The sequence below is a fragment of the Streptomyces sp. WG5 genome, assembly GCF_049974565.1.
GTDB lineage: Bacteria > Actinomycetota > Actinomycetes > Streptomycetales > Streptomycetaceae > Streptomyces.
In genome coordinates this window covers 17538-38501 of record NZ_JBNGGC010000030.1, presented here as the reverse complement: position 1 = coordinate 38501, position 20964 = coordinate 17538, and the positions used below count along the sequence as shown (strand labels likewise).

The window sequence follows — 20964 nt, the reverse complement described above, 5'->3', positions numbered from 1 at the left end:
CGCTGAGACACCTGTGTCGTCGCACTCCCCAACGCTGCTGGGACGTCTGCGGCGGGCGTTCGGACGGACCGCCCCTGGCGGAGCCAGTAGTACCCCGAGTCCGACTCAAGGCCGGTCTTCGGGGGTCTCCGCCCCGGGGGTGGCGGAGACGGCCCGACGCCAGGGGGCGCCGGACCAGGAGGTCGGGGCCGAGGGCAGCCCCGATCCGGACACTCTGCACGCTGTCCAGCAGCAGATACTCCGCCCCGAGTCCGCAGCCACCCCGGCGGCCGTTGAGGGAGACGTGCAGAGCGTTCAGCCGGCGATCCGTCGTTTCAGCGGCATGAAGCGGGCCCTCCGTGTCGGTCCGATGCGGTTCACCAGCGACGAGCACGTCAGGCTCCAGGAGGCCGCCGCCGAGCACGGCTACAAAGGGGAGTCCGGCTTCGCCGCCGACATCGTCCTCGCCTTCATCAGCGGCCGGTTCACGGCGAATCTGCCGCTGTCCGAGGACCGCCGCCGTACCCATATGTTCCGTGCCCAGGTGCTGCGTGAGCTCAATCGCATCGGCGTCAACGTCAACCAGATCGCCCGTGCCCTCAACAGCGACCTGACTCCGCCCGACATCCGTCACCGTCTCGGCGAGCTGGACCGCCTGCTGGAGCTGATCGCCGAGGCCCTGCGTGAACCCGCTGGTACCAGGAAGGACCAGGTAGCGTGATCGCCGCCATCAAACCGGCCGGGTCCAACACCCGTGGCCTACTCGCCTACCTCTACGGCCCCGGTCGCCACGACGAGCACACCGACCCGCACATCGTCGCCGGCTTCGCCATGCTCGGCATGCCAGACCCCGGTCGTGACCAAGACGCCACCCTCACCCAGCTCGCTCGCCACCTCGACGAGCCTGTCCAGCTTCGGAACAGCGAGTTCGGCAAGAAGGTCACCGACCATGTCTGGCACTGCCCCGTCCGCGCAGCCCCAGAAGACCGCCGCCTCTCCGACGCCGAGTGGGCCGAGATCGCCCAGCGGATCGTCGAAGCCGCCGGAATCGCCCCTGCCGGAGACGACCTCGGCTGCCGTTGGACCGCCGTACGCCACGCCGACGACCACATCCACATCCTTGCCACCACCGTCCGCGAAGACGGCCGCCGCCCCAGGCTCCACGACAGCGGCGTCCGCGTCGGTGACGCCTGCCGCCAGATCGAGAAGGACTATGGCCTACGGCAGCTGAAGAAGGGCGACCGCACCGCCGGACGCCGGCCCACCCAACCCGAGATGCACAAGGCCGAACGGCTCGGCTGGGAGCAGACCAGCCGCGACTGGCTCCAGGACCACATCCGCGCTGCCATTCCCCACGCCGGCAGCGCCGAGGAACTCCTCGCCTACCTCGAAGCAGACGGCATCGCGGTCAAACCCCGCCGCGGACCGTCCGGAGACCTCCTCGGCTACGCCGTCGGCCGCCCCGGCGACCTCAATAGCGACGGCGAACAGATCTTCCACCCCGGCGGAAAGGTCGCCCCCGACCTCACGCTCCCTAAACTGAAGGTCCGCCTCGAAACCACCGCGCCGGAGGAGCACCCCACCGCCCGCCGCGACCAACCTGCTACCCCCTGGCACCAGGCAACCGACGCCCTTGACGGTCTCCGCACCGACATGGCCGACGACACTCATGCCCAGGCCCGCATCACCGCGCTTGGCGAACTCATCGAGGCGGCCGCCCAGAAAGTCCCCACTCACCTCCAAGCTGAACTCCGAGCCGCATCTCGAGCTTTCGCTCGCGCCCAGCGCTCCCAGATCCGCGCCGAGAACCAGGCCGCCCACACCCTGCGCACCGCCGCCCGCGACATCGCCCACGGCACTACCGGTCCCGATTCAAGCGCCCTGGCCACCCTGCTCGCCGCCCTCGTATGGGCTACGGTGCTTGCCGCCCAATGGCACAACGCGAAGGACCACGCCCACCAGACCGAATCCGCCCGCCAGGCCCTTCACCACCTTCAGGTGGCAGCCGATCAGGCCCTTACACCCGTTCTCGACGGCCTCGCCACCCGTCAACCGAGCGAGCAGGCTCGCCGGACCCTCGTCCACGACGTCCGCGCCGCCATCCCCAACCACGCCGACCACATTCTCAGCGATCCCGCCTGGCCCGCCCTCGCCGCCGTCCTCGCCGATGCTGAAGCCGGCGGCCACAAGCCCCACCAGCTCCTCAAGGAAGCCGCCGCCCAACGTGAACTCACCACCGCCCGCCAACCCGCACGGGTCCTGATCACACGCATCCAGCACACGAGCCGCAACCCGGCGCCGAATCTCCGAGCCGAAGCCGCCCGCCGACGGACCACCATGCGGCTATCCGCGCTTGGACCCGCACTGGATGGGGCACAGCCCGCCTCGCCATTGGTGTCCGTGCACCCGAACAACCGTCCACGGCGGTGAGGGCGCGGGCTCAGCCATCAAGCCCGGTCCGCGCACTTTTCCCTGAGAGGCTTGCTGTCAGGTGCGGGCTGGGCGACGCGGCCGGGGCTGTCCAGGAACTGCACACCCCCGACCACCGCGGTCTTCGCCGTCCTCACGCGGCCGTTGGCTTGGTTTTCGTGCGGGCCTGTTGCAGCAGCTCCCGTAGCCAGCCCATCACACCCGCAGAATCCTGGGTGCGGTCGATCTCGCTGAGGACGATCTCCCAAATTTCCCGAACGCCCGCCGCATCTTCCTTGTAGTAGGCGTCGCGGACGCCCTCGCGGATCGAGTCCTCGGTGAAGGTCGCGTAAATACCGAGGAACTGGCGCGTCATGAGCCCGCTGGTCTGCCGCGGGTCGTAGACGATGTGGTGGCCGTCGTTGTCGAGCCGGTGAGTGAAGTACTCATCCGGGCCGAGCGGGGCCTGCTCGATGTGGAGGTGCTGGCTGCCAAGCCCGTTGGGCAGCCGCCCGAAGTGGTCGCACATGCGGTCACGGAAGGCATCGAAGCCAGCACGTGTGGTCAACGTCGTCATACCGTCACCTCCGTCGACTCGCTGAGGACGTTACGCATCGCCGCTTCGACGGCGGCCCTCGGGGATCCGCAGACGATGATGCCGACGATCACGTCGTCGGCGAACTTCTCCACGGCAGGGGAGCACGAGCCGATTTCCCGCATCTTGGTACGGAACGCTTCCACCTCGGCGATGGCGCGTTCGGTGACGGACGTGGCTTTCATGCTGCCACCCCCGGAAGGTTGACGTACTCGGTGCGGACGTTGACGAGCTGGGCGTGGGCCTCGCGCAGGGAATCGACCCGCTTCTGCAGGCGGCCGATGATCACCTGCAGTGTGTCCGGTTCGAGGTACTCGATGTAGTGGTCATCGAAGACCTCAATGGCCACGAAGGGCAGCCTCTCCGCTGGCCTGGCCGAGAAGGGGTGGGACTGGATCTGCCAGCTGAGGAAGCGGAAGTCCTCCGGGCCTCGCGTGGTGCACAGCGGGCCGTAGAGGGGTAGTTCGTCGGCTGTGCCGGGTATGTCGCAGTAGATGTCGTGCGGGTGCGTGGGCGTGTCGCTGTCTGCCTTGTGGTCGACCATGCAGCCGGGCATGCAGGTCACGGTCACTTTTTCGCCCGTGACGGTGCTGGTGAAGGTGAATGTCCGCTGGACAGGGGACCCGCCCACGGCGGGCTCGCTGTCGGACGGGGCTGCGGGGACGGGGTGGAGCCTGGCAGCCTGGCCAGCACTCCCGAGAGGCTGGCTGGTGTGGCCCTCGTGGCCGTCGCCACTGGTGGCCGTTGGCGTGTCTTTCATGCTTTGTCTCCTCCGTCACGGGAGTCGGGCTATGGCCCCACCTCCGGTGTTGAACCCGTCGGCCGGGACCCTTGCTTTGGTGATACGCGCCCTGCCGAACGGTGGTCGAGGGAGCTGTCCCGTTCGAGGGGACCAGGCCGGACTAGGTCCTCTTCGCGTAATTGGTGCGTAGAATGCCCCCTTTCACCTGGCGGGGTGACCCGCTGGGTACCTCCTCGGCCAGGGCCTCGCAGGAGCGACCGGGGTCGCTTACGTCTCAGGCGAGACGTCAACCCCCCTGTGGTCATCGAGTCGTCGAGGGAAGTTGCGGTCGAGGGCGGCCAGAATCTCGACGGCTGCGGTGATGTACCGGTACGAGGTCATGGCCCCGATGCCGAACCCGGCCGTGAGCTAGGCAAACGGGTGGCCGTTGCGGAGATGGAGAACGAGCGTCTGCGCTCGAAGGCGCCAACTGAAAGCGAACCCACTTCAGAAGGAGCGGGCTCCTATCGCAGCCCGGTTGGGAGTTTCCAAGGGCAGCGATTCAGACTTGGGTCCTGGAAGCTCTGCCTCACTCGCTTGCGAGCAGCTCATAAGCTTCCCCGGCACAACCCCATGACAGCGTGACGCCAGCGCCTCCGTGCCCATAGTTGTGCACGACCAAGGTGCCGTCCTCCTGCCGGTCAGCGCCCACCCGGACCGTAGCCCGGGTGGGCCGGGCACCGATCCGATGCTCCAGAACGCGGGCTGTGGCGAGACGGGGTTCGACCTCGGCGCAGCGGGCCAGGATGCCGGCCGCCGCCGTGTCGTCGGATGCTAGGCCACCCTCACCGTCGATGGCCGTGCCGCCCAGGACGACGGTGTCGCCGTGTGGGTAGAAGCACAGCAGGTCCGGTGAGAGGCCGGTGTCCTCGGAAAAGAACTCGGTCAACCCTGGGTTGGTGACGACGACGTGCTGGCCGCGGATGGGCCGCAGGTCAGGGTCAGGGAGTAGATCCTTAGCACCGAGGCCCGTGGAGTTGACGATCACGGTGGCCGGGCCGGCGTCCGAGAGTGAGGCCAGGCGTCGCCGCTCGACTGTTCCACCAGCGGCATCGAGCCGATGCAGGAGGTAGTCAAGGTAGGTGGGCATGTCGATCAGCGGCACGGTGAACCGGTAGCCGGCCGAGAAACCGGCCGGTAGTTCAGCCGGCCCGCACGGCCGGAAGCCGGGTAGGGCGGTTGCCCAGGCCGGTGGCGCCTCGGCTGTGCGGGATGCCTCGATACCGCTGGTGAGCCGGACGCCCGTGGCCGGATCCTCGGCCAGCCTACGGAAGATCTCCAGCGACCGTTGTCCCCACTGGTCGACCTTGTCCTTCGGTTCGACCAAGTACGGACCCCACATCGCTCCAGCCGCCAGCGACGTGACGCCCGGCACCTCCTCGGCGATGACATGCACCGAAACGCCGGCCTCGGCGAGAACGACGGCGGTGGTGAGCCCTGCCACCCCAGCCCCGACAACGACAACACGCTCCCCTGCGGCCATGATCCTGACCCTAACGGCCGGGTGGTGTCGACGGGACATGTTGAGCGAGGGCGTGCTCCAGGGTCGGCAGGAAGCTGCGAACGTGGGCGTTGCGCTGTCGGCGGCGCAGGTCTGCGGCGAGCTGGTGGAGCAGGGCCGCGCTGCGTGGCGAGCGCACGACGTCGAGGCGGTCGGTGACGATCTGGCCGACCTCGCAGGCGGCCTCCAGATCACCATGGGCGCTGTAGCCCAGGGCCAGCCAGGCCCCCTCGAACATGGCCCTGCGCTGGCTGGGGTCACCGCGCGGGACGTCGTACGCCCCGGACCGGAGCATCTCCGCACCCTGGGCGAGGAAGCGTCGTCCCCGCGTACCGCCGTCCGCCTTCAGCTGGGCGCGGCCCATCTGGACAAGGCCGTAACCGGCCTGGCAGTCCAGGTGGTTGTCGGTGAGGAAGTACATCCAGCGGGGTTCCTCCTGGCCGCCGTCGCGGCTGGTGATCAGTTCGCGTGCGGCCCCACGGGTGTGGGCGAAGTCGTTGTCACGGTCGGCGGTGGCGTACGCGTACGCGAGCCGGGATAGGACGGATGCTCGGACGACCGGCGGGGCGGCGTCGCTGGCGCGGCGGGCGGCCTCGCCGAGGGCGATGGCGTCCGCCGGGTGGCCCCGGCTCGCGGCCTGGAACGAGAGGTCGCCGAGGATGTGGGCGCACAGGGGCAGGTCGTTGACCTGATGCGCCGCGCGTAGCGCCGTGGCGAAGTAGCGCTGCGCCAGACCGTGATCGGCAGCGTCGAAGGCCATCCAGCCGGCCAGCTGACCGATCTCCGCGAGCGCGCGAATGAGACGGCTCGCGACGGCTGGAGCGTGACCGCCCTCGCGGATCAGAAGGCCGACCGCACGGAACTGGGCACCTACATAGGGGAGATGCCGTGCCCCACCGTGCTCGTCATCGAGTGCGGAAAGCATGGGCAGGTGCTGTTCGACTTGGTCCACGAGTGGATCGGCGCCCACGGACGGCGTGATCCGATGCGTGTACTGGCCGCGCCCCGCGGTGCCGTCGAGGTACTGGGCGACGATCGCGAGGAGCCCCGCGCCCGAGATCGCGAGGAACCGGCGTCGGTCGACGAGCCCTCCCATCACCCAATCCTCCACGGTCGCCTCCATGCCCTGCACGGTCCAGGGCCGTGCGAGATCCGTGTCGGCCGGAACGAGCGTCGAGGAGTCGCCCATGCGGCCCTGCCAGAGTTCGGCCACCGACACAGGTCTACCCAGTTCCTGGGAGAGCACGTAGGCGGCCATCATCGGTAACGGCGAGCGCGGCAGCGAGCCGGCGTCCCGCCAGTGGTAAGGCGCCGACTCAGCTACCGTCCCAGCTCCGAACACCCTGTTGAGCTTGCGAGCGAGCGCCTTCGGGCTCCACCCGAGTTCATCGAGGCACCCCGCCAGTACGGCGTTGGGTTCCCCTGCCTGCGGTGCCACGTGCGACCACCTCTTGCTCCAGTGGTTCGTCCATCACTTCTCGCGCTCCCTCATGGTGACGTCCTCGGGCCGCTGGTTCACCTGCTTCTCAACGAAGTTGACCGAGTTGACCCGTTGATCGGGTCCTGTGCGACCCCCCTCCTCCGGTGTTCTTGGGTCCCGGCGGAAGGCGCCGCCCTCGGTGCCGACGGAAAGAGGTGGGCCTTGAGATACCGCACGAGCACCGTGCGAAGCCGTCTCGGCAGTGTGTTGGACCACGACACCGAGCGTCCGGCCTGCGGCCCGGCGTCCGAGCACACCGACGGCGCCGGCGCGACGATGCTGATCACAGATCTGCCGTACGGGCCGAAGGCGGCCGAAATCGCCCGGAAGGCTGTGGCCGTCGCGCTCCACGGAGTCGAGGAGGTCCTCCTCGATGACGCCCGCCTCATCACGTCGGAGCTCGCGACGAACGCGTTCTCCTCGGGCAGCCCGCCTCTGGTCCTGTGCGTCGATCGCACAAACCCGACCACCGGCGGTCTGGAGGTCGAGATCACTGTCACCGACGGCGGCTGCTCTCAACGGGCACCGTCTTCCCCTCAGGCTCCGGGCGAGGAGGCCGAATCGGGACGAGGTCTGGTCATCGTCGAGGCCCTGGCCGACGCCTGGTCGTTGACGACCGGCGCCCACGGCACCCGCGCCTGGTGTCGGCTCACCCGCGAGGCCCGGCCCTCGACCCCCAGCACCTGATGCCCACGCCCGCGACACCCCTCTTCGAAGGAGGCACCACCCAGTGCGCATCCACCATGCAACTTCACCGCCCCCACCCACGGCCGCACCGGAGGCGGTCCGGCGGCCCCGTATCATCGTCGCCCTCCACGAGGGCTTCTACGGCGCAGCGTCGGGCACGGGATTCAGCAACCGCGCCTTCCTTACGTCGCTCGCCCGCCTCCTGCCGCCGGGCCGTCTCTCCGTCATCACCCCGCACGTGCCGGAGACTGCGGGAGCACACGACCAGCGGTGGGCCGAAGAGGTCCAGCAGATGCTTCGTCAGGCCGAGGCCGACGTCATCACGACCCCGGAGGTCCAGGCGGCGCCGGAGTCGATCCACGGTTCCGTGCAGCTGTGCGACTTGGCGGGCGAGGCGGCCGTACGCATCGCTGAGCGAGCGAACCGGTGCCTCCTCATCGGCCTCGACATCCCGTTCCTCGGGCTGGCGCCCTACACGTCGCCGACCATGGACCTGCTGCTCGTTCCCCGTTCCACGACGGCGCTGACGCGGCCCAAGGATGTGTCCCGCGTTCGCTGGGAGCGGGATGCCCTGCGGGCGGCAACGATCCGTGGTGGGCGCATCGGCGCCATCTCCTCCCACATGCGGGGCCATCTCCTCGTCAACTACGCCGTCCCTCGGGGAAGCATCGTGAGCGTCCCGAACGGGCTGATACAGGAGGAGATGGCCAGGCCGGCCAGCGCGCCGCCCCTGCCCTTCAAGGCCCGCGCCGGATTCCTTCTCGCCATGGGCCGTGCCGTGCCGACGAAGGGCTTCGATGACCTTCTGGAGGCGCTGCTCCTCCTCAAGCAGCGCGGGGTCCGCGCTCCGCACCTGGTCCTGGCGGCGGTGACCTCGGACGAACACGAGCGCCCGACCTCGTACCAGGAGGACCTGGCGGCGCGCATCCGCGTATGCGGCCTGGACGCGACCCTGATCACGCGCTTCACCCCGGCGATCCGCGCCTGGCTGCACAACCCGGCCCTGCGCGCAGTCATCGTTCCCTCACGCGAGGAGCCCTTCGGGCGGATCCCCCTGGAGGCGTTCGCGGCCGGAGCCGGCCCAGTGGTGGCGACCACGGCCGGCGGACTCGCCCAGACGGTCGTCGAAGGCGAGACCGGCTTCACCGCCGCACCACAGGACGCCAAGTCTCTGGCCTCCGCGCTCCACCGCGCCCTGACCGTCCTGCCCCGAGAACGTGACCGGCTACGGAGCGCCGGGGCGGCCCTGGTGCGCTCGCGCCACGACTACGAGGCCAGCATCGCTTCCGTCATCGAGCGCATCGCCCCTTGGGCCCTGGAGCCCGCGTCAAGCGCGGAAGGACGATCGCGATGAACCGGCCGGTCGTGTTGATCAGCCTGGAGTCCCCGCACTGCTTCTGGCGGCTGTCCGCCGAGCACGAGCGGGCGCTGTCGGCCGCCTTCCCCGGAGTCGAGTTCCGTACGGCGACCGAGGAGGCCGTGCCGCGCCAGCTGGCCGAAGCGCACGTCTATTTCGGCTGGACGTTCAAGCCGTCGTGGCTGTTCGGCGCCCCTCACCTGAGGTGGATCGCCTCCCCGGCAGCCGGCACCGACCATCTGCCCGTCGCCGAGGCCCACTCCGTCGGAGTCGCTCTGACCCGCTCGTACGGGTTCCACGGCAGGCCCATGGCGGAGCACGCCATGGGGATGGTCCTGGGATTCTCACGTGGCCTGTTCATGAGTCAGCGGGTCCAGCGGAACCGGTCCTGGTGGAAGAACGACCTGGCTGAGGAGTTCTTCGACCTGGCGGGGGCGACGATGACCATCGTCGGCTGTGGCAGCATCGGCGAGCACCTCGCTCGTGCGGCCCGCTCCTTTGGAATGGACGTCGTCGGCGTACGGCGCACGCCGCCGGTGGCCGTCGAGGGCGGGATCACGTGGATGCACGCGTCGGCAGTGCACCAGGCGGTCGCCGTCGCCGACGTAGTGGTCGATCTGCTCCCCGCCACCCGGGCCACTGACCGCTTCTTCGACCACCACCTCTTCACGGCGTTCAAGCCGAAGTCCCTCTTCCTCAATATCGGCCGCGCGACGACCGTCGACCAGGCGGCCCTCCTGACCGCCCTCAACGCCGACCACCTTCGCGGCGCCGGCTTGGACGTCTTCGACCCGAAACCGCTGCCCGCCCGCCATCCATTGCGGCTCCACCCCCGGGTCGTCCTCTCGCCGAAGAGTTCCACGCTCAGCCGCACATACATGGACGAGGCGGTCGCGTTCTTCGCCGACAACCTGCGCCGCTACCTCACCGACCAGCCACTCAACGGCCTCGCCGAGGTGCCCGCTGCCCGTTCTCCACTCGTAGGAGGCTGACCGATGCCCACCACACGCCACCGCGACCTGGCCGCCGCCTTCGCCGCGAACGGCCGCAACCACCCCTACCTGGCCTTCACCCTGAACTCGCTCTGCAACCTGGACTGCGTGTTTTGCAAACCCCGCTGCATGCCGGACTACGGGCACAAGGACCGTCCCCTGACCGCCTCCGACTACGCGGGCATCGCCGCCGAGGCCGGCGCCTGGAAGATCGAGAAAGCGCACTGCTCCGGCGGCGAGCCGACCCTCCGGGCGGACATCGTCGACGTGATCGCGGGCTTGGCGGACGGCCTCGGGGCCGATGCCGCGATCGGCATGACCAGCCACGGGAACCTGCGCCGCGGTCTGAGCGTCGAGAAGCTCCACCGCGCCGGCCTGACGTACCTCAATCTCAGCCTTCACAGCCTCGACCCCGACCGGTCCGCCGAGATCATGGGCGGCGGCGACCCGCGCGTCACCCGGCGCACCCTCGACACCGCCCTCGCCCTCGGCCTGCGTGTGAAGATCAACTGCGTCCTCCAGCGCACCTACCTGGATGACGCCTTCGCCGTCGCCGAGCTCGCCCGCGACCTGCCCATCGCCGTCCGGCTGATCGAACTCCAGAACATCGGCCCCGCCCAAGCGCTCTTCGACACGGAATTCATCAGCGAGGCGGAGGTCCGAGACCGTCTCCACGAATGGTTCGCGAACGCCGGCGAGGTGCGCAGGGACGAGCTCGGGGTCCGCAGCCCCGGGCAGTACCTTCGCCCCGACGGCTGGGCAGGCTCGATCGGCTTCATCTCCAACTCCAGCTGCGCCACCTGCTCCGACGCCAACCGCATCAAGATCACCCCCACGGGCGTGGCCCGCCCCTGCATCCTCCACAACCGCGACATCCCCCTGAAGCCCCACCTCGCCGACGGCACCCTCGGCAAAGCCTTCGCACACCTCTTCCAGGCCATGCTCGACCGCAACACCAACGACGCCTGGCAGGGCTTCCACTACGTCGACTACGACCTGCGCTGGGACCGGATGGAGCGCCCCGAAGGCACCCCGGTCCTGCCGCTTCTCCCCCTCCTGACCACGGAAACGGCCCGGCCTTCCTGCGCCCGCGCATCCACCGAGGAGCGGTGACGGTCATGGTCGAGATGCCCCTGTACCCGGGGCTCGGAGTGCTGTACGAACGCGAGCTGGACGCTCACGGCGTCGGCGCGGTGATGCTGACCCACAAGTGGCAGCCATCCGACCTGCTGGCTCCCCACTCCGACATCGACGTACGGGTCCTCATCCCCCAGTCGCCGGCTGACTGGGAGGAGTGGAACCACCGACTGGCCGCCGCACACGCCGCCGCGGTCAGCCGGGAGGGCTCCCACCGGCGTCTCCTGGAGCATCCGCCCGGCTTCGCGTTCACCGTGGCCGAGGCAGACGGACGGCTTGTCTCCGCGCCCGAGCTCGCGACCTGGTCGCTGATCAGCGGGAACGCCCGGGACTTCCAGCGCTGGAAGTCCCGGGCCCAGATGGCGCCGTGGTGCGAGGTCGACGAGCGGTTCTACCGGGGAATCCTCCGGGCGCGGCTGGGCGGCCGGTACCAGTTGGCGGCGGACAGCACCGACAACGTGATGGGGGACGTCGCCGCGTACCGGCGCCACTGCGTGGCCTGGCACTACCTCGCCCCGTGCTGGTTCGCCGCCGCCGCGCTTGCGACACGGACCCGCTGCCCCGGCAAGACGGCCGCCCTCACGCAGTGGCGTCCGGACGGGCTGGACGGGTACGCCGAGCTGTTCCTCCGGCATGCCGACGACGAACCCGACGCTCACCCTCGCGGCCCGCGTCACCTGCTCCGCACGGCCCATGTCGCCCTGGGGGCGGCGATGCGCCGCGTTCCCGATGCGGCCAGCACTGCCAGCAAGGACAAGGAGCACACCCATACCGACTGGGTGATGACAGCCGGGATGCTCCGCGTACGCGTCGCCCGCTGGCTGTACTACCTCGATCCGCCGCCCGGTGTGGCGACCGAGTACCTGATCCGGCGCGAGGCGAAGGAACTCCGATCCGCCGCAGGGACCTTGAACGCGCTCGCGGCGGACGAGACCACTCCCGCCCAGCGGCTGGCCGCCCGGATGACGACGCTGATCCCCACCGGCCCGACCACCGCCGGCACCCTGCGTGCGGCCCTCGCGCTCTGGCACCGGCAGAAGTCCACCGTGCAGGACTTCCTTAGCCACACCCCCGGTGACGCCCACCCCTGACACAAGGAGTCCCGCCATGCCCGCGCGTGCACCCCTGCCCCGCACCCTGAAGACGGCCAAGGTCAAGATCACGACCAAATGCAACCGGTCCTGCGACTTCTGCATCTTCGCCGACGGCGCCCAGGGCGAGAACATGTCCATGGAGCTGTTCTCCACCATCCTGGCCAGGCTGGAGACCATTCCGTTCCAGCAGCTGCACATCAACGGCGGCGAGCCCACCGTGCACCGAAACTTCCCCGCCCTCAGCGACGCGGCCCGCACCCGCCTGCCCGACAAGGTCATGGTCCTGGGCACGAACGCCATCACTCTGGCCCGCAACAAGCGGATCATGGACGCCACCCTCCGTTCGTACGACCAGGTCCTCATCGGCTGCGACGACGAGCACGAGAACTACGACGAGGTCCACGCCGTAGTGCCCCGCCTCCGCGAGGCCGGCAAGACCGTGGTCATCAACAGCGTCTTGGAAGGCATCAGTTCCCCCCGCCTTACGCAGCTCGTGCGGCTGTGCGACACGTACGGCGCCATCCACGTCACCAACCACGTGCACCACGTCGACGTCGGCCAGCCGGCGAACGAGCTGCGTGGCCTCTGCGACCGCTATCTCGACCAGCACCTGATGATCGAGATGGATGGGTCCTGCTACCGCTGCTTCAACGCCATGGCGAAAGACGACAGCGAATTCAACATCTGGGACGAGGACTTCGCGGCGAAGGTCTTCGCGCCCCGAGGCCACCACTTCCGATTCTGCCTGCGCTGCCACGAGTACACCGACTCCGGCGCCGCTCTCCTCCCCGCCCCGGCCCTCACCGTCTGACCCCAGACCGGAGGTACACGACCATGCCCGCAGTCCTCGGACTGAACTTCCACCACGACACCAGCGCCGCCTTGGTCGTCGACGGCCGCCTCTACGCGGCCGAAGAGGAACGCTGGAGCGGCGTCAAGCACAATCACCCCACCCGCAAGGGCACGCTCACCAACCCGACCCGCGCGCTCCAGTGGTGCCTGGAGGCCGCCGGCCTCGAACCGCAGGACATCGACGCCGTCTGGGCCGCTTCCATGCGCCCCAACCCCGCCGCCGGCTGGTGGCTGGCCGAGGAGCGCGACGAACTCGCCGCCCTCCTGCCCACCCCGCTCGGCGAACACCTCCGCCTCCTCTCCCACCACACGGCCCACGTGCTCTCCGGCTATCTGCTCTCCGGCCACGAGCACGCAGCGGGCCTCGTCATCGACGCCGGCGGCTCCTCCCTCGGCTCCGACTTCGGTCCGGGCCGGGAGCGCATCACCGGGTACGACCTGCGGCCCGATCGCATCGACCGCCTCCACCAGGGCATGCCGACCGTTGTCCCCAGCCCGGCCGGGCCCCGGCGTGTCCACTCCTCCCTCGGGCATTTCTACCGGAACCTCGCCCGGCGGGTGATCCCACCCGGCGACGAGCCGGAGGGCAGCATGATGGCGCTCGCGGCGTTTGGCGATCCCCAGCGCTACGCAGCCCAGCTCCGGGATCTCGTACGGCTCGGAGACGGCGGCGAGGTCCGCATCGATCACCCCTGGGGCTCGGCGGACAGCAGCACACCACTGCTGCTCGGTGGCCGGGCCTGGACCGCCGGCAACGTCGCCGAGCAGCCGGAACACGAGCGGGCCGACCTGGCCGCCGCCGTCCAGGGGGTCTTCGCCGAATCGGTCATCCACATCGCTCGCCACCTACAACGGCTCACCAGGGCCTCGGTATTGGTTTTCTCGGGCGGGTGCGCCCTGAACTCCCACCTCAACGGCCAGCTGGCCGTCGACAGCGGCTTCGGCACCCTCTTCGTGGCGCCGGCCCCGCACGACGCGGGCACCGCCGTGGGCGCCGCGCTCTACGGCTGGCACTACCAGCTCGGGCAGGAGCGCCTCCCAGTGCCGACCGACGCGGCCTGGGGCCCGGACGCAGGTGCCGTGCCAACGACGGCGGTGCCGACTGGGTACCGTGCCCTGACCGGCCTCGGGCGGGGACTGGAGCCCACCGTGGCCGCGCTGCTCGCGGAACAACACATCGTCGGCTGGGTGCAGGGGCCGCTCGAATTCGGGCCGCGTGCCCTCGGGCATCGCTCGATCCTCGCCCACCCCGGACACACCGCCACGCGTGACCGACTCAACGCGATCAAGAAGCGAGCGACGTACCGTCCCTTCGCCCCGGCTGTCCTGGCCGAACACGCCACGGAGTGGTTCATGTCGGAGGGCGACCCTTTCATGAACCGGGTCGCCCACGTCCGACGGTGCCGGGCCGACCGTATCCCCGCGGTCACCCACCATGACGGCACCGCCCGCGTCCAGTCCGTCGCCGCCGACCACCAGGGCCTGCGCGAGCTCCTGGAGCAGTTCCACGAGCGCACCGGGCTGCCGCTGCTGCTGAACACCTCGTTCAACCGAAAGGGGACCCCGATCCTGCGGACCGCCGAGCAGGTCGTGGCAGCGGCGGCGGACCTCGGCCTCGACGCTCTGGCGGTCGGGGACACTCTCCTGCTCGCCGACCATGTGCCCGACCCCCGTGCCACAGCCCTCCGTACGAGGTGAGGCGGATGAACCCCACCGACCTGGACCACGTCCTGACCGTGCTCGGCGCCGCCGCGTGGAGCACGGACGAGCAGTCCCGCGCCGACGCCGCCGGCACCCTCGCCCTCACCGTCTACGACGGCCACACCCGCGACCAGGGCACCCCGTACCTGGAGCACCCACTGGCCGTCGTCACGCTCTTGCGCACCGAGATCAGGGTCATCCACCCCGAGACCCTCATCCTCGCCCTCCTCCACGATGCGCTAGAAGTGGCTCCCGAATCGGAGGCACTGCTCGTCCAGCACCTCGGCGCCCCGTTCACCGCCCGCCTGCGTGCCATGACGGCCGACCACCGCCTCGAACAGCGTCCCAAGGCCGCCGGCGACGAAACCAACTGGCGCTTCAAGCAGGCCGCGCTCCCACCCGAGGACCTCCTCGTCCGGCTCGCCGACCGCCTCCACAACCTGCGCGATCTTGCCGTCTCGCCCAACCTCGCCCGGCGCCGACGGTTCCTCCAGAGCCTGGAGGACTTCTACCTCCCGCTCGCTGACGCCACCTGCGGCCTCAGCCCTCACCTGGCGGCCATGCACGCACTGCTCCACGCCGAACACGTCCAACACCAACAGGAGGTAGGTCCGTGAAGCGGATCGTCTACTCGATGGAGCCGGTCGGCCGGACCGGCGGCCGGGTCTACCTGCGCATGCTCCACGAGGCGACGGCCGACGACGTGGAGTGGCGCACGGTCCCGGACCACAAGCGCACCTACCGCGTCCGCCGCTGGCGCAAGCTCCGCCACCTCGCCCGCCTGGCCCCGACAGTCCGGGCCCTGGACGACGCCAGCGGCACCTTCGTGTGGGACGACCTGAGCCTGCTTCTCTTCACCCCGGAGATGCGGGCCCGCACGGTGTTCCTCCTCCACCACTACGAGCCGCTGCAGCACGACTCCGCCCCCATCGAGGCCATGCTCTGGGAGCACCTGTTCCGGGTGCTGCCGCAGTGTGCCGCCGTGGTGTGCGTCGCCCCGTACTGGGCGGACTTCCTCCGGGCCCGAGGCGTCCGCAACGTGCGGGTGATCTACAACGCCTTCGACATGACGGAGGTCGAGCGGGCACGCGGCTTCGACCGCGCCGAATGCCGCGCCGAGTTCGACCTGCCCCCGGACGCGATAGGCGTGTACACGGGCAAGGCCGTGCACTGGAAGGGCACCGAGGAGGTCTCGGCGGCTCTGGCTGGCGCCCCCAGGCTGCGGGTGATCACCAGCGGCAGCAACACCATCGGCTTCGACGGTGCCCACTACGACGTGGAACGTGAGCGTTACCTGCGGCTTCTCTGCGCGTGCGACGTCGGCGTCTTTCTCCCCCGGATGCGGGAGGGCTGGAGCCGCTGCGCGGCCGAGGCCCTGCTGCTTGGCCTGCCCTGCCTGATCCGCCCGGTGGCTGGCCTGGGCGACCTCGCCGCGCTGACCGGTCAGCCGGCCCCGGACCTCAGCCGCCTGCCGACGCAGGTCCGGGAACGCGCGGCAGCGCGCCAGACCGAGGACAAGGCGGGGTACGAGGCCCTGGCCCGGTTCGATCTGAACTACTTCGGCAACGCCTGGAGCGACCTTCTCGCGAAGGTCGCCTGACCAACGGCTACGCCTGCGCGGCAGCCAGCTTCTTGGCCGCCGCGTCCAGACGGGCCAGCACGCGGTCCCGGCCGAGCAGCTCCATGGACTCGAACAGCGGGAGTCCGATCGTCCGGCCGGTGACCGCGACCCGGATGGGCGCCTGGGCCTTGCCCAGCTTGAGGCCGTGCTTCTCGCCGACGGCGAGCAGGACGGCCTTCAGGTCGTCCGCCTTCCAGTCCGCGACAGCGGCCAGTTCGGCACGGGCGTCGGACAGGATGTCGCCGGCACCGGCCTTCATCGCCTTGTTCCACGACGCCTCGTCCTCGACCGGCTCGTCGAGGAACAGGAAGTCCACGTAGCTGGTGATCTCCGACAGAAGCGCCAGTCGGGTCTGGGCCAGCGGGGCCGCCGCCTCGAAGAGGTCCTTGTCGAACGCCTCCGGCGCCCACGGCGCGTACGGAGCGACGAGCCACGGCGCGCAGGCGTTGGCGAACTGCTCCGGCGAGAGCGCGCGGATGTAGTCGCCGTTGAACGCCGTCAGCTTCTTCACGTCGAAGAATGCCGGCGCGGTGTTGACGTCCTCGATCCGGAAGAGCTGCTCCAGCTCCTCGTACGGCATGATCTCCCGGTCGTCGCCGGGGCCCCAGCCCAGGAGCATGAGGTAGTTCACCATTGCCTCGGGCAGGAAACCCTCGGCGAGGTAGTCCTCCAGCGCGACCTTGTCACGGCGCTTCGAAAGCTTCTGCCGCTTCTCGTTCACGATCACAGGCAGGTGCGCCCACACTGGCGGCTTCGCACCGAGCGCCTCCCACAGCAACTGCTGCTTCGGCGTGTTCGACAGGTGCTCCTCACCGCGAATGACCTGCGTGATTCCCTCGTCCAGGTCGTCGACCACATTCGCGATCAGGAAGACCGGGGACCCGTCACCGCGAGCGATGACGAAGTCCTCGATCGCGCTGTTCGGGAACGCCGGCTCCCCGCGGACCAGGTCGACCACGATGGTCTCGCCCTCGTCCGGCGTCCGGAACCGCAGCGCCCGGCCCTCCTCAAAAGCCAGCCCCCGGTCACGGCAGAACCCGTCGTACCCGAGGTGGTCCGACCCGGTGCGCTCCTTCAGCTGCTCCCGGGTGCAGTCGCAGTAGTACGCCCGACCGGCCGCGAAGAGCTGCAGGCCCGCTTCACGGTGCCGATCGGCGTTGTGCGACTGGAAATACGGCCCTTCGAAGGCCGCGTCCTCACTGTGGATGCCGATCGCCGCGAGCGCGCTGATGATGCCGTCGATCCACTCCGGCTTATTCCGGGCCGCGTCCGTGTCCTCGATCCGCAGCACGAACGTGCCGCCGGACTGTCGCGCCACCGCCCAGTTGTAGAGAGCGGACCGCGCACCACCGACATGAAACATGCCGGTCGGGGACGGGGCGAAACGAACGCGAACCGGGGCAGTAGACATGCGCTCCAGGGTACCGACGCCGGGCACTGGCTTCGGCCACTCCACCTGCCCCAGTGCCGACGTTTTCCAGACGTCCCAGCTCGTGGCCCATCGCACGTAGGCTCAGCACCGACGATCCGCGAGAAGCGAGCTGAACTAGGGTGACAGCGCGGCTTCACCCAGCAGACTGTGCTGGTACGCACCACCTGCACAACAATGGCCAACGGGACGACGTCCCTTCGCTGCTCTTTACACCTTGACGCTCTTGGAGCTCTCGCCGTGACGCTCTCAGTCCCGCCTTCGCCGACCGCACTCGAAACCGTGTTTAAGCGGGTTATCGAGCGCAAGGCTGTCCGCGCCGAAGCAACTTTGCAGGCGGACATCCGCCAGTTCCTGCTGGATGCGGATTTGAACCTCGGTGAGCAGGATGTCCTGACCCCCGTGCTGGAGGCACAGGTGGGCGGTGGTACGGGCCACCGCATCGATATTGAAATGGGCGCGACCGTCATAGAGGTCAAGAAGGACATCAGCCGTCCAAAGATCCGCAAAGACGCGGTCGCGCAACTGGCGAAGTATGTACGAGCCCGTACCGAGCAGCGCGAGCGGCGGCACGTCGGCATTCTCACCGATGGTGCTGACTGGCGCGCCTACACGCTGGTCAACAACGAGCTGGACGAGGTCAACCGTTTCGATGCTCGGGAGCGCAACGTTAAGTCGCTGGACCTGGTCCGGTGGCTCGAAGGCGTCCTAGCGACGTCCGAGGGCGCGATCCCTACGCCAGATGCCATCGCAACCCGGCTTGGAGCGGACAGTGTCGCCCACTCCATCGACAAGGCGGTCTTGACCGCGCTGTACGAGGAGAACAAGAGTCTGCCGACCGTTCAGCTCAAGCGCGATCTGTGGTCGCGGCTGCTGCGCAGTGCCTTGGGCGCTCAGTTCGAGGACAGCGACGACTTGTTCATCGAACACACGCTCCTAGTGAACACCGCCTCGATCATCGCCCACGCGGTGATGGGCATCGATGTGAAGGACACCCCGCCCGCCTCGCTGGTCAATGGCCAGCTGTTCACGCAGGCGCGGATCTGGGGTGTGGTCGAGTCAGACTTCTTCGGCTGGCCACTGGAGATCGAAGGTGGCGAGGGATTTGTTCAGGACCTGTCTCGTCGCCTGGCCGGCTTCGACTGGTCACGGGTCGAGCATGACGTGCTGAAGGTTTTGTACGAGTCGGTGATCGCCGCGGAGACCCGCAAGAACCAAGGGGAGTACTACACGCCGGACTGGCTGGCGGAAGCGACAGTGGCCGAGGCGGTCCCTGATCCGCTGAACTTGCGGATCATGGACCCCTCGTGTGGTTCCGGCACGTTCCTCTTCCACGGCGTCCGCCGTTATCTGGCGGCTGCGCGGGACAGCGGACTGCCCCTGCGAGAGGCGCTGGACGGGCTCCACGACCATGTTGCGGGCATCGATCTCCACCCCGTCGCCGTGGCGCTTGCCCGCGTCACCTATCTCCTCGCTATCGGTCGCGAGACGCTTACCTCTGAGGAGCGCGGCCCGATAAGCGTCCCCGTCTACCTGGGCGATAGCCTTCAGTGGGATCAGCGCACTGACCTCATTGACCATGGCCACCTTGTCATCCAAACCGGCACGGGCAACCAGCTTTTCACCAATGAACTTCGCTTCTCAGAAGCCTTGTTGCAAGATGCCAGCCGATTTGACGCGATCGTCAATGAGCTCGCTGACAAGGCTGCCGACCCGCACCGGGGTGAAGGTAAGATTCCCTCCCTTAGTGCGCTCTTCAACCGACATGGGGTCTCTGGCTCGGATGACCGAGAAGAGCTGACGGACAACTTCCGTGTCCTGTGTGACTTGGTCGACGAGGGCCGTAACCACATTTGGTCCTACTATGTTCGTAACCTGGCCCGTCCTATGTGGCTGTCCCGCGCCGAAAACCGTGTTGACGTCCTCGTCGGAAATCCGCCCTGGCTGTCCTACCGGCACATGCCAAGCGATATGCAGACGACCTTCAAGGAGATGATGCAGGCCCGCGGCCTGTGGAAGGGCTTTGAGGTCGCTACCCATCAGGACCTTTCTGGCTTGTTCATCGCTCGCGCTGTGCAGCAGTACCTGCGCGAGGGCGGTTCCTTCGCCTTCGTCGTCCCCAATCCCGTGCTGGATCGTCCCTACTGGACGGGCTTCCGAAGCGGAGAATGGACAGACCCTGATCACCCCGTCAAGGTCAACTTCACCGGTTCCTGGGACCTGCGCCGGCTACGTCCGCACTTCTTCCCTCGTGCGGCCGCCGTCATCTTCGGCCGCCGCCGCTCACTTGCCATCGGTCAGCAGGGAAATAGCGCCGTCGCTCTGCCCAGGCAGACTGAAATTTGGACTGGGAAGATCGCCAAGAGCGCCGCTCGTTGGGAGCGCGCCAGGGGCTGGATCACCCGGAAGGCAGGTGAGCTGCGCTACCCCAAGGACGGGCTGATCACCTCGCCGTACCGGGACCGGTTTGGGCAGGGGGCTACCGTCGTTCCCAAGGTCCTCTTTTTCGTCCAGGAACAGGCTGCCAGTCCCCTCGGCCTCGGCGGCGGTCGCGTCTCGGTCCGCTCGCAGCGCAGCACGATGGAGAAGAAGCCCTGGAAGGAACTGCCCGACCGGGAAGGAACGGTCGAGAAGCAGTTCGTTCGCCCCATCCTGCTCGGGGAGCACGTCGTTCCCTACAGGATCATGGGTGCCGACAAGGTCGTCCTGCCTATCGAGGGGACGAATACCATCATGGATGGTGAGCATGACCACCTCGACCGATACCCGGACCTGGCCAAATGGTGGCGCGACGCCGAACGTCTCTGGGATGAAAACCGCTCCAGCGCCCGCCTTTCCCTGGCCGAACAGCTCAACTTCCGGAAAAAGCTGACCGAGCAGCTTCCCGGTGCGCCTCTACGAGTGGTGTACGGAGCCTCTGGAATGCACATGTCCGCCGCGCTGGTGGAAGATCCGAATGCAGTCATTGAGCACTCCCTGTACTGGGCTACGGTCGCCACCCGACAGGAGGGTATGTACCTCCTTGCGCTACTCAACACCTCACGCCTCACCGAAGCCGTGCGCCCGCTGATGTCCTACGGCAAGGATGAGCGACACATCGACAAGGCCGTATGGGAGCTGCCCATCCCGGACTTCGATCCGACCGACGCCAAGCACGTACGAATTGCGGAGATCGGTGAGGCGGAGGCCCAGCGGATCGCGGAGCTGAAGTTCGAGGGCGGTAAGAGCTATATTCAGATCCGCCGGGCCCTGCGTGACTTTCTCCTCAGCTCTACCGACGCCGAAGAACTGGAACAACTGGTCATCGAACTAATCGGATGAAATCGCTGGTCTTCGATACTTCGTCCCT

At 68.4% G+C, this 20964-nt stretch carries 18 protein-coding genes and 1 pseudogene; 12 read left to right on the top strand and 7 right to left on the bottom strand.

Going from position 1 to position 20964, the window contains the following annotated elements; translation table 11 throughout:
- Nucleotides 1-283: 283 nt before the first annotated feature.
- Nucleotides 284-700 (top strand): MobC family plasmid mobilization relaxosome protein, encoded by a 417-nt coding sequence (locus tag ACP4IX_RS27175; RefSeq protein WP_426557104.1) that lies wholly within the window; start codon nucleotides 284-286, stop codon nucleotides 698-700.
- Nucleotides 697-2409, top strand: a complete 1713-nt coding sequence (locus tag ACP4IX_RS27170) for a relaxase/mobilization nuclease domain-containing protein (protein WP_426557102.1) — start codon at nucleotides 697-699, stop codon at nucleotides 2407-2409. Before ACP4IX_RS27175 ends, ACP4IX_RS27170 begins: the two co-directional genes overlap by 4 nt.
- Before the next feature lie 133 nt (nucleotides 2410-2542).
- Here the strand turns inward: ACP4IX_RS27170 and ACP4IX_RS27165 are convergent, their stop codons facing one another.
- The 6 genes and pseudogenes from ACP4IX_RS27165 to ACP4IX_RS27140 all read right to left on the bottom strand — a co-directional run bounded on the left by ACP4IX_RS27165 (nucleotide 2543) and on the right by ACP4IX_RS27140 (nucleotide 6703).
- Nucleotides 2543-2965, bottom strand: coding sequence for a hypothetical protein (locus ACP4IX_RS27165; protein ID WP_345593329.1), 423 nt, complete (start codon nucleotides 2963-2965; stop codon nucleotides 2543-2545).
- The gene (locus tag ACP4IX_RS27160) at nucleotides 2962-3168 is read right to left on the bottom strand and encodes a hypothetical protein (protein WP_125490174.1); all 207 of its coding nucleotides are present in this window, start codon (nucleotides 3166-3168) and stop codon (nucleotides 2962-2964) included. The genes ACP4IX_RS27165 and ACP4IX_RS27160 overlap by 4 nt, the downstream gene beginning before the upstream one ends.
- Nucleotides 3165-3743 carry a DUF6907 domain-containing protein gene (locus ACP4IX_RS27155; RefSeq protein ID WP_426557099.1) on the bottom strand — a complete coding sequence of 193 codons (579 nt, stop codon included), beginning with the start codon at nucleotides 3741-3743 and terminating at the stop codon, nucleotides 3165-3167. The genes ACP4IX_RS27160 and ACP4IX_RS27155 overlap by 4 nt, the downstream gene beginning before the upstream one ends.
- A 312-nt stretch (nucleotides 3744-4055) precedes the next feature.
- Nucleotides 4056-4166: pseudogene (locus ACP4IX_RS27150) on the bottom strand (IS5/IS1182 family transposase); the annotation flags it as partial.
- 127 nt (nucleotides 4167-4293) lie between these two features.
- Entirely contained in the window at nucleotides 4294-5247 is a 954-nt protein-coding gene (locus ACP4IX_RS27145; RefSeq protein ID WP_426557098.1) for an FAD-dependent oxidoreductase, read from the bottom strand.
- Between the two features lie 10 nt (nucleotides 5248-5257).
- The gene (locus ACP4IX_RS27140) at nucleotides 5258-6703 is read right to left on the bottom strand and encodes a carph-isopro domain-containing protein (RefSeq protein ID WP_426557096.1); all 1446 of its coding nucleotides are present in this window, start codon (nucleotides 6701-6703) and stop codon (nucleotides 5258-5260) included.
- 204 nt (nucleotides 6704-6907) lie between these two features.
- Between ACP4IX_RS27140 and ACP4IX_RS27135 the strand changes: the two genes are divergently transcribed.
- The 9 genes from ACP4IX_RS27135 to ACP4IX_RS27095 are packed head-to-tail and all read left to right on the top strand — an operon-like array spanning nucleotide 6908 to nucleotide 16165.
- Nucleotides 6908-7432: an ATP-binding protein gene (locus ACP4IX_RS27135; protein ID WP_426557094.1), complete on the top strand. Its 525-nt coding sequence runs from the start codon at nucleotides 6908-6910 to the stop codon at nucleotides 7430-7432.
- 43 nt (nucleotides 7433-7475) lie between these two features.
- Nucleotides 7476-8786 carry a glycosyltransferase family 4 protein gene (locus ACP4IX_RS27130; RefSeq protein WP_426557092.1) on the top strand — a complete coding sequence of 437 codons (1311 nt, stop codon included), beginning with the start codon at nucleotides 7476-7478 and terminating at the stop codon, nucleotides 8784-8786.
- Nucleotides 8783-9781: a D-2-hydroxyacid dehydrogenase gene (locus ACP4IX_RS27125; protein WP_426557090.1), complete on the top strand. Its 999-nt coding sequence runs from the start codon at nucleotides 8783-8785 to the stop codon at nucleotides 9779-9781. The genes ACP4IX_RS27130 and ACP4IX_RS27125 overlap by 4 nt, the downstream gene beginning before the upstream one ends.
- 3 nt (nucleotides 9782-9784) lie before the next feature.
- Complete coding sequence (locus ACP4IX_RS27120; protein ID WP_426557088.1) at nucleotides 9785-10894, top strand: radical SAM protein; 1110 nt, start codon at nucleotides 9785-9787, stop codon at nucleotides 10892-10894.
- A 5-nt stretch (nucleotides 10895-10899) separates the two neighbouring features.
- On the top strand, nucleotides 10900-12009 hold the full coding sequence (locus ACP4IX_RS27115; protein ID WP_426557086.1) for a hypothetical protein: 1110 nt from the start codon (nucleotides 10900-10902) through the stop codon (nucleotides 12007-12009).
- Nucleotides 12010-12025: 16 nt separating this feature from the next.
- The gene (locus ACP4IX_RS27110) at nucleotides 12026-12823 is read left to right on the top strand and encodes a radical SAM protein (RefSeq protein WP_426557084.1); all 798 of its coding nucleotides are present in this window, start codon (nucleotides 12026-12028) and stop codon (nucleotides 12821-12823) included.
- 23 nt (nucleotides 12824-12846) lie between these two features.
- Nucleotides 12847-14562 (top strand): carbamoyltransferase C-terminal domain-containing protein, encoded by a 1716-nt coding sequence (locus ACP4IX_RS27105; RefSeq protein WP_426557082.1) that lies wholly within the window; start codon nucleotides 12847-12849, stop codon nucleotides 14560-14562.
- Nucleotides 14563-14567: 5 nt separating this feature from the next.
- Nucleotides 14568-15182, top strand: a complete 615-nt coding sequence (locus tag ACP4IX_RS27100; protein WP_426557080.1) for an HD domain-containing protein — start codon at nucleotides 14568-14570, stop codon at nucleotides 15180-15182.
- The gene (locus tag ACP4IX_RS27095) at nucleotides 15179-16165 is read left to right on the top strand and encodes a glycosyltransferase (RefSeq protein ID WP_426557078.1); all 987 of its coding nucleotides are present in this window, start codon (nucleotides 15179-15181) and stop codon (nucleotides 16163-16165) included. Before ACP4IX_RS27100 ends, ACP4IX_RS27095 begins: the two co-directional genes overlap by 4 nt.
- Nucleotides 16166-16172: 7 nt before the next feature.
- Here ACP4IX_RS27095 and gltX read toward each other — a convergent pair whose 3' ends face one another.
- Nucleotides 16173-17549, bottom strand: a complete 1377-nt coding sequence (gltX, locus tag ACP4IX_RS27090) for a glutamate--tRNA ligase (protein ID WP_426557150.1) — start codon at nucleotides 17547-17549, stop codon at nucleotides 16173-16175.
- 306 nt (nucleotides 17550-17855) lie between these two features.
- Here gltX and ACP4IX_RS27085 point away from each other — a divergent pair, with 306 nt between their 5' ends.
- Complete coding sequence (locus tag ACP4IX_RS27085; protein ID WP_426557076.1) at nucleotides 17856-20936, top strand: N-6 DNA methylase; 3081 nt, start codon at nucleotides 17856-17858, stop codon at nucleotides 20934-20936.
- Nucleotides 20937-20964: the final 28 nt, after the last annotated feature.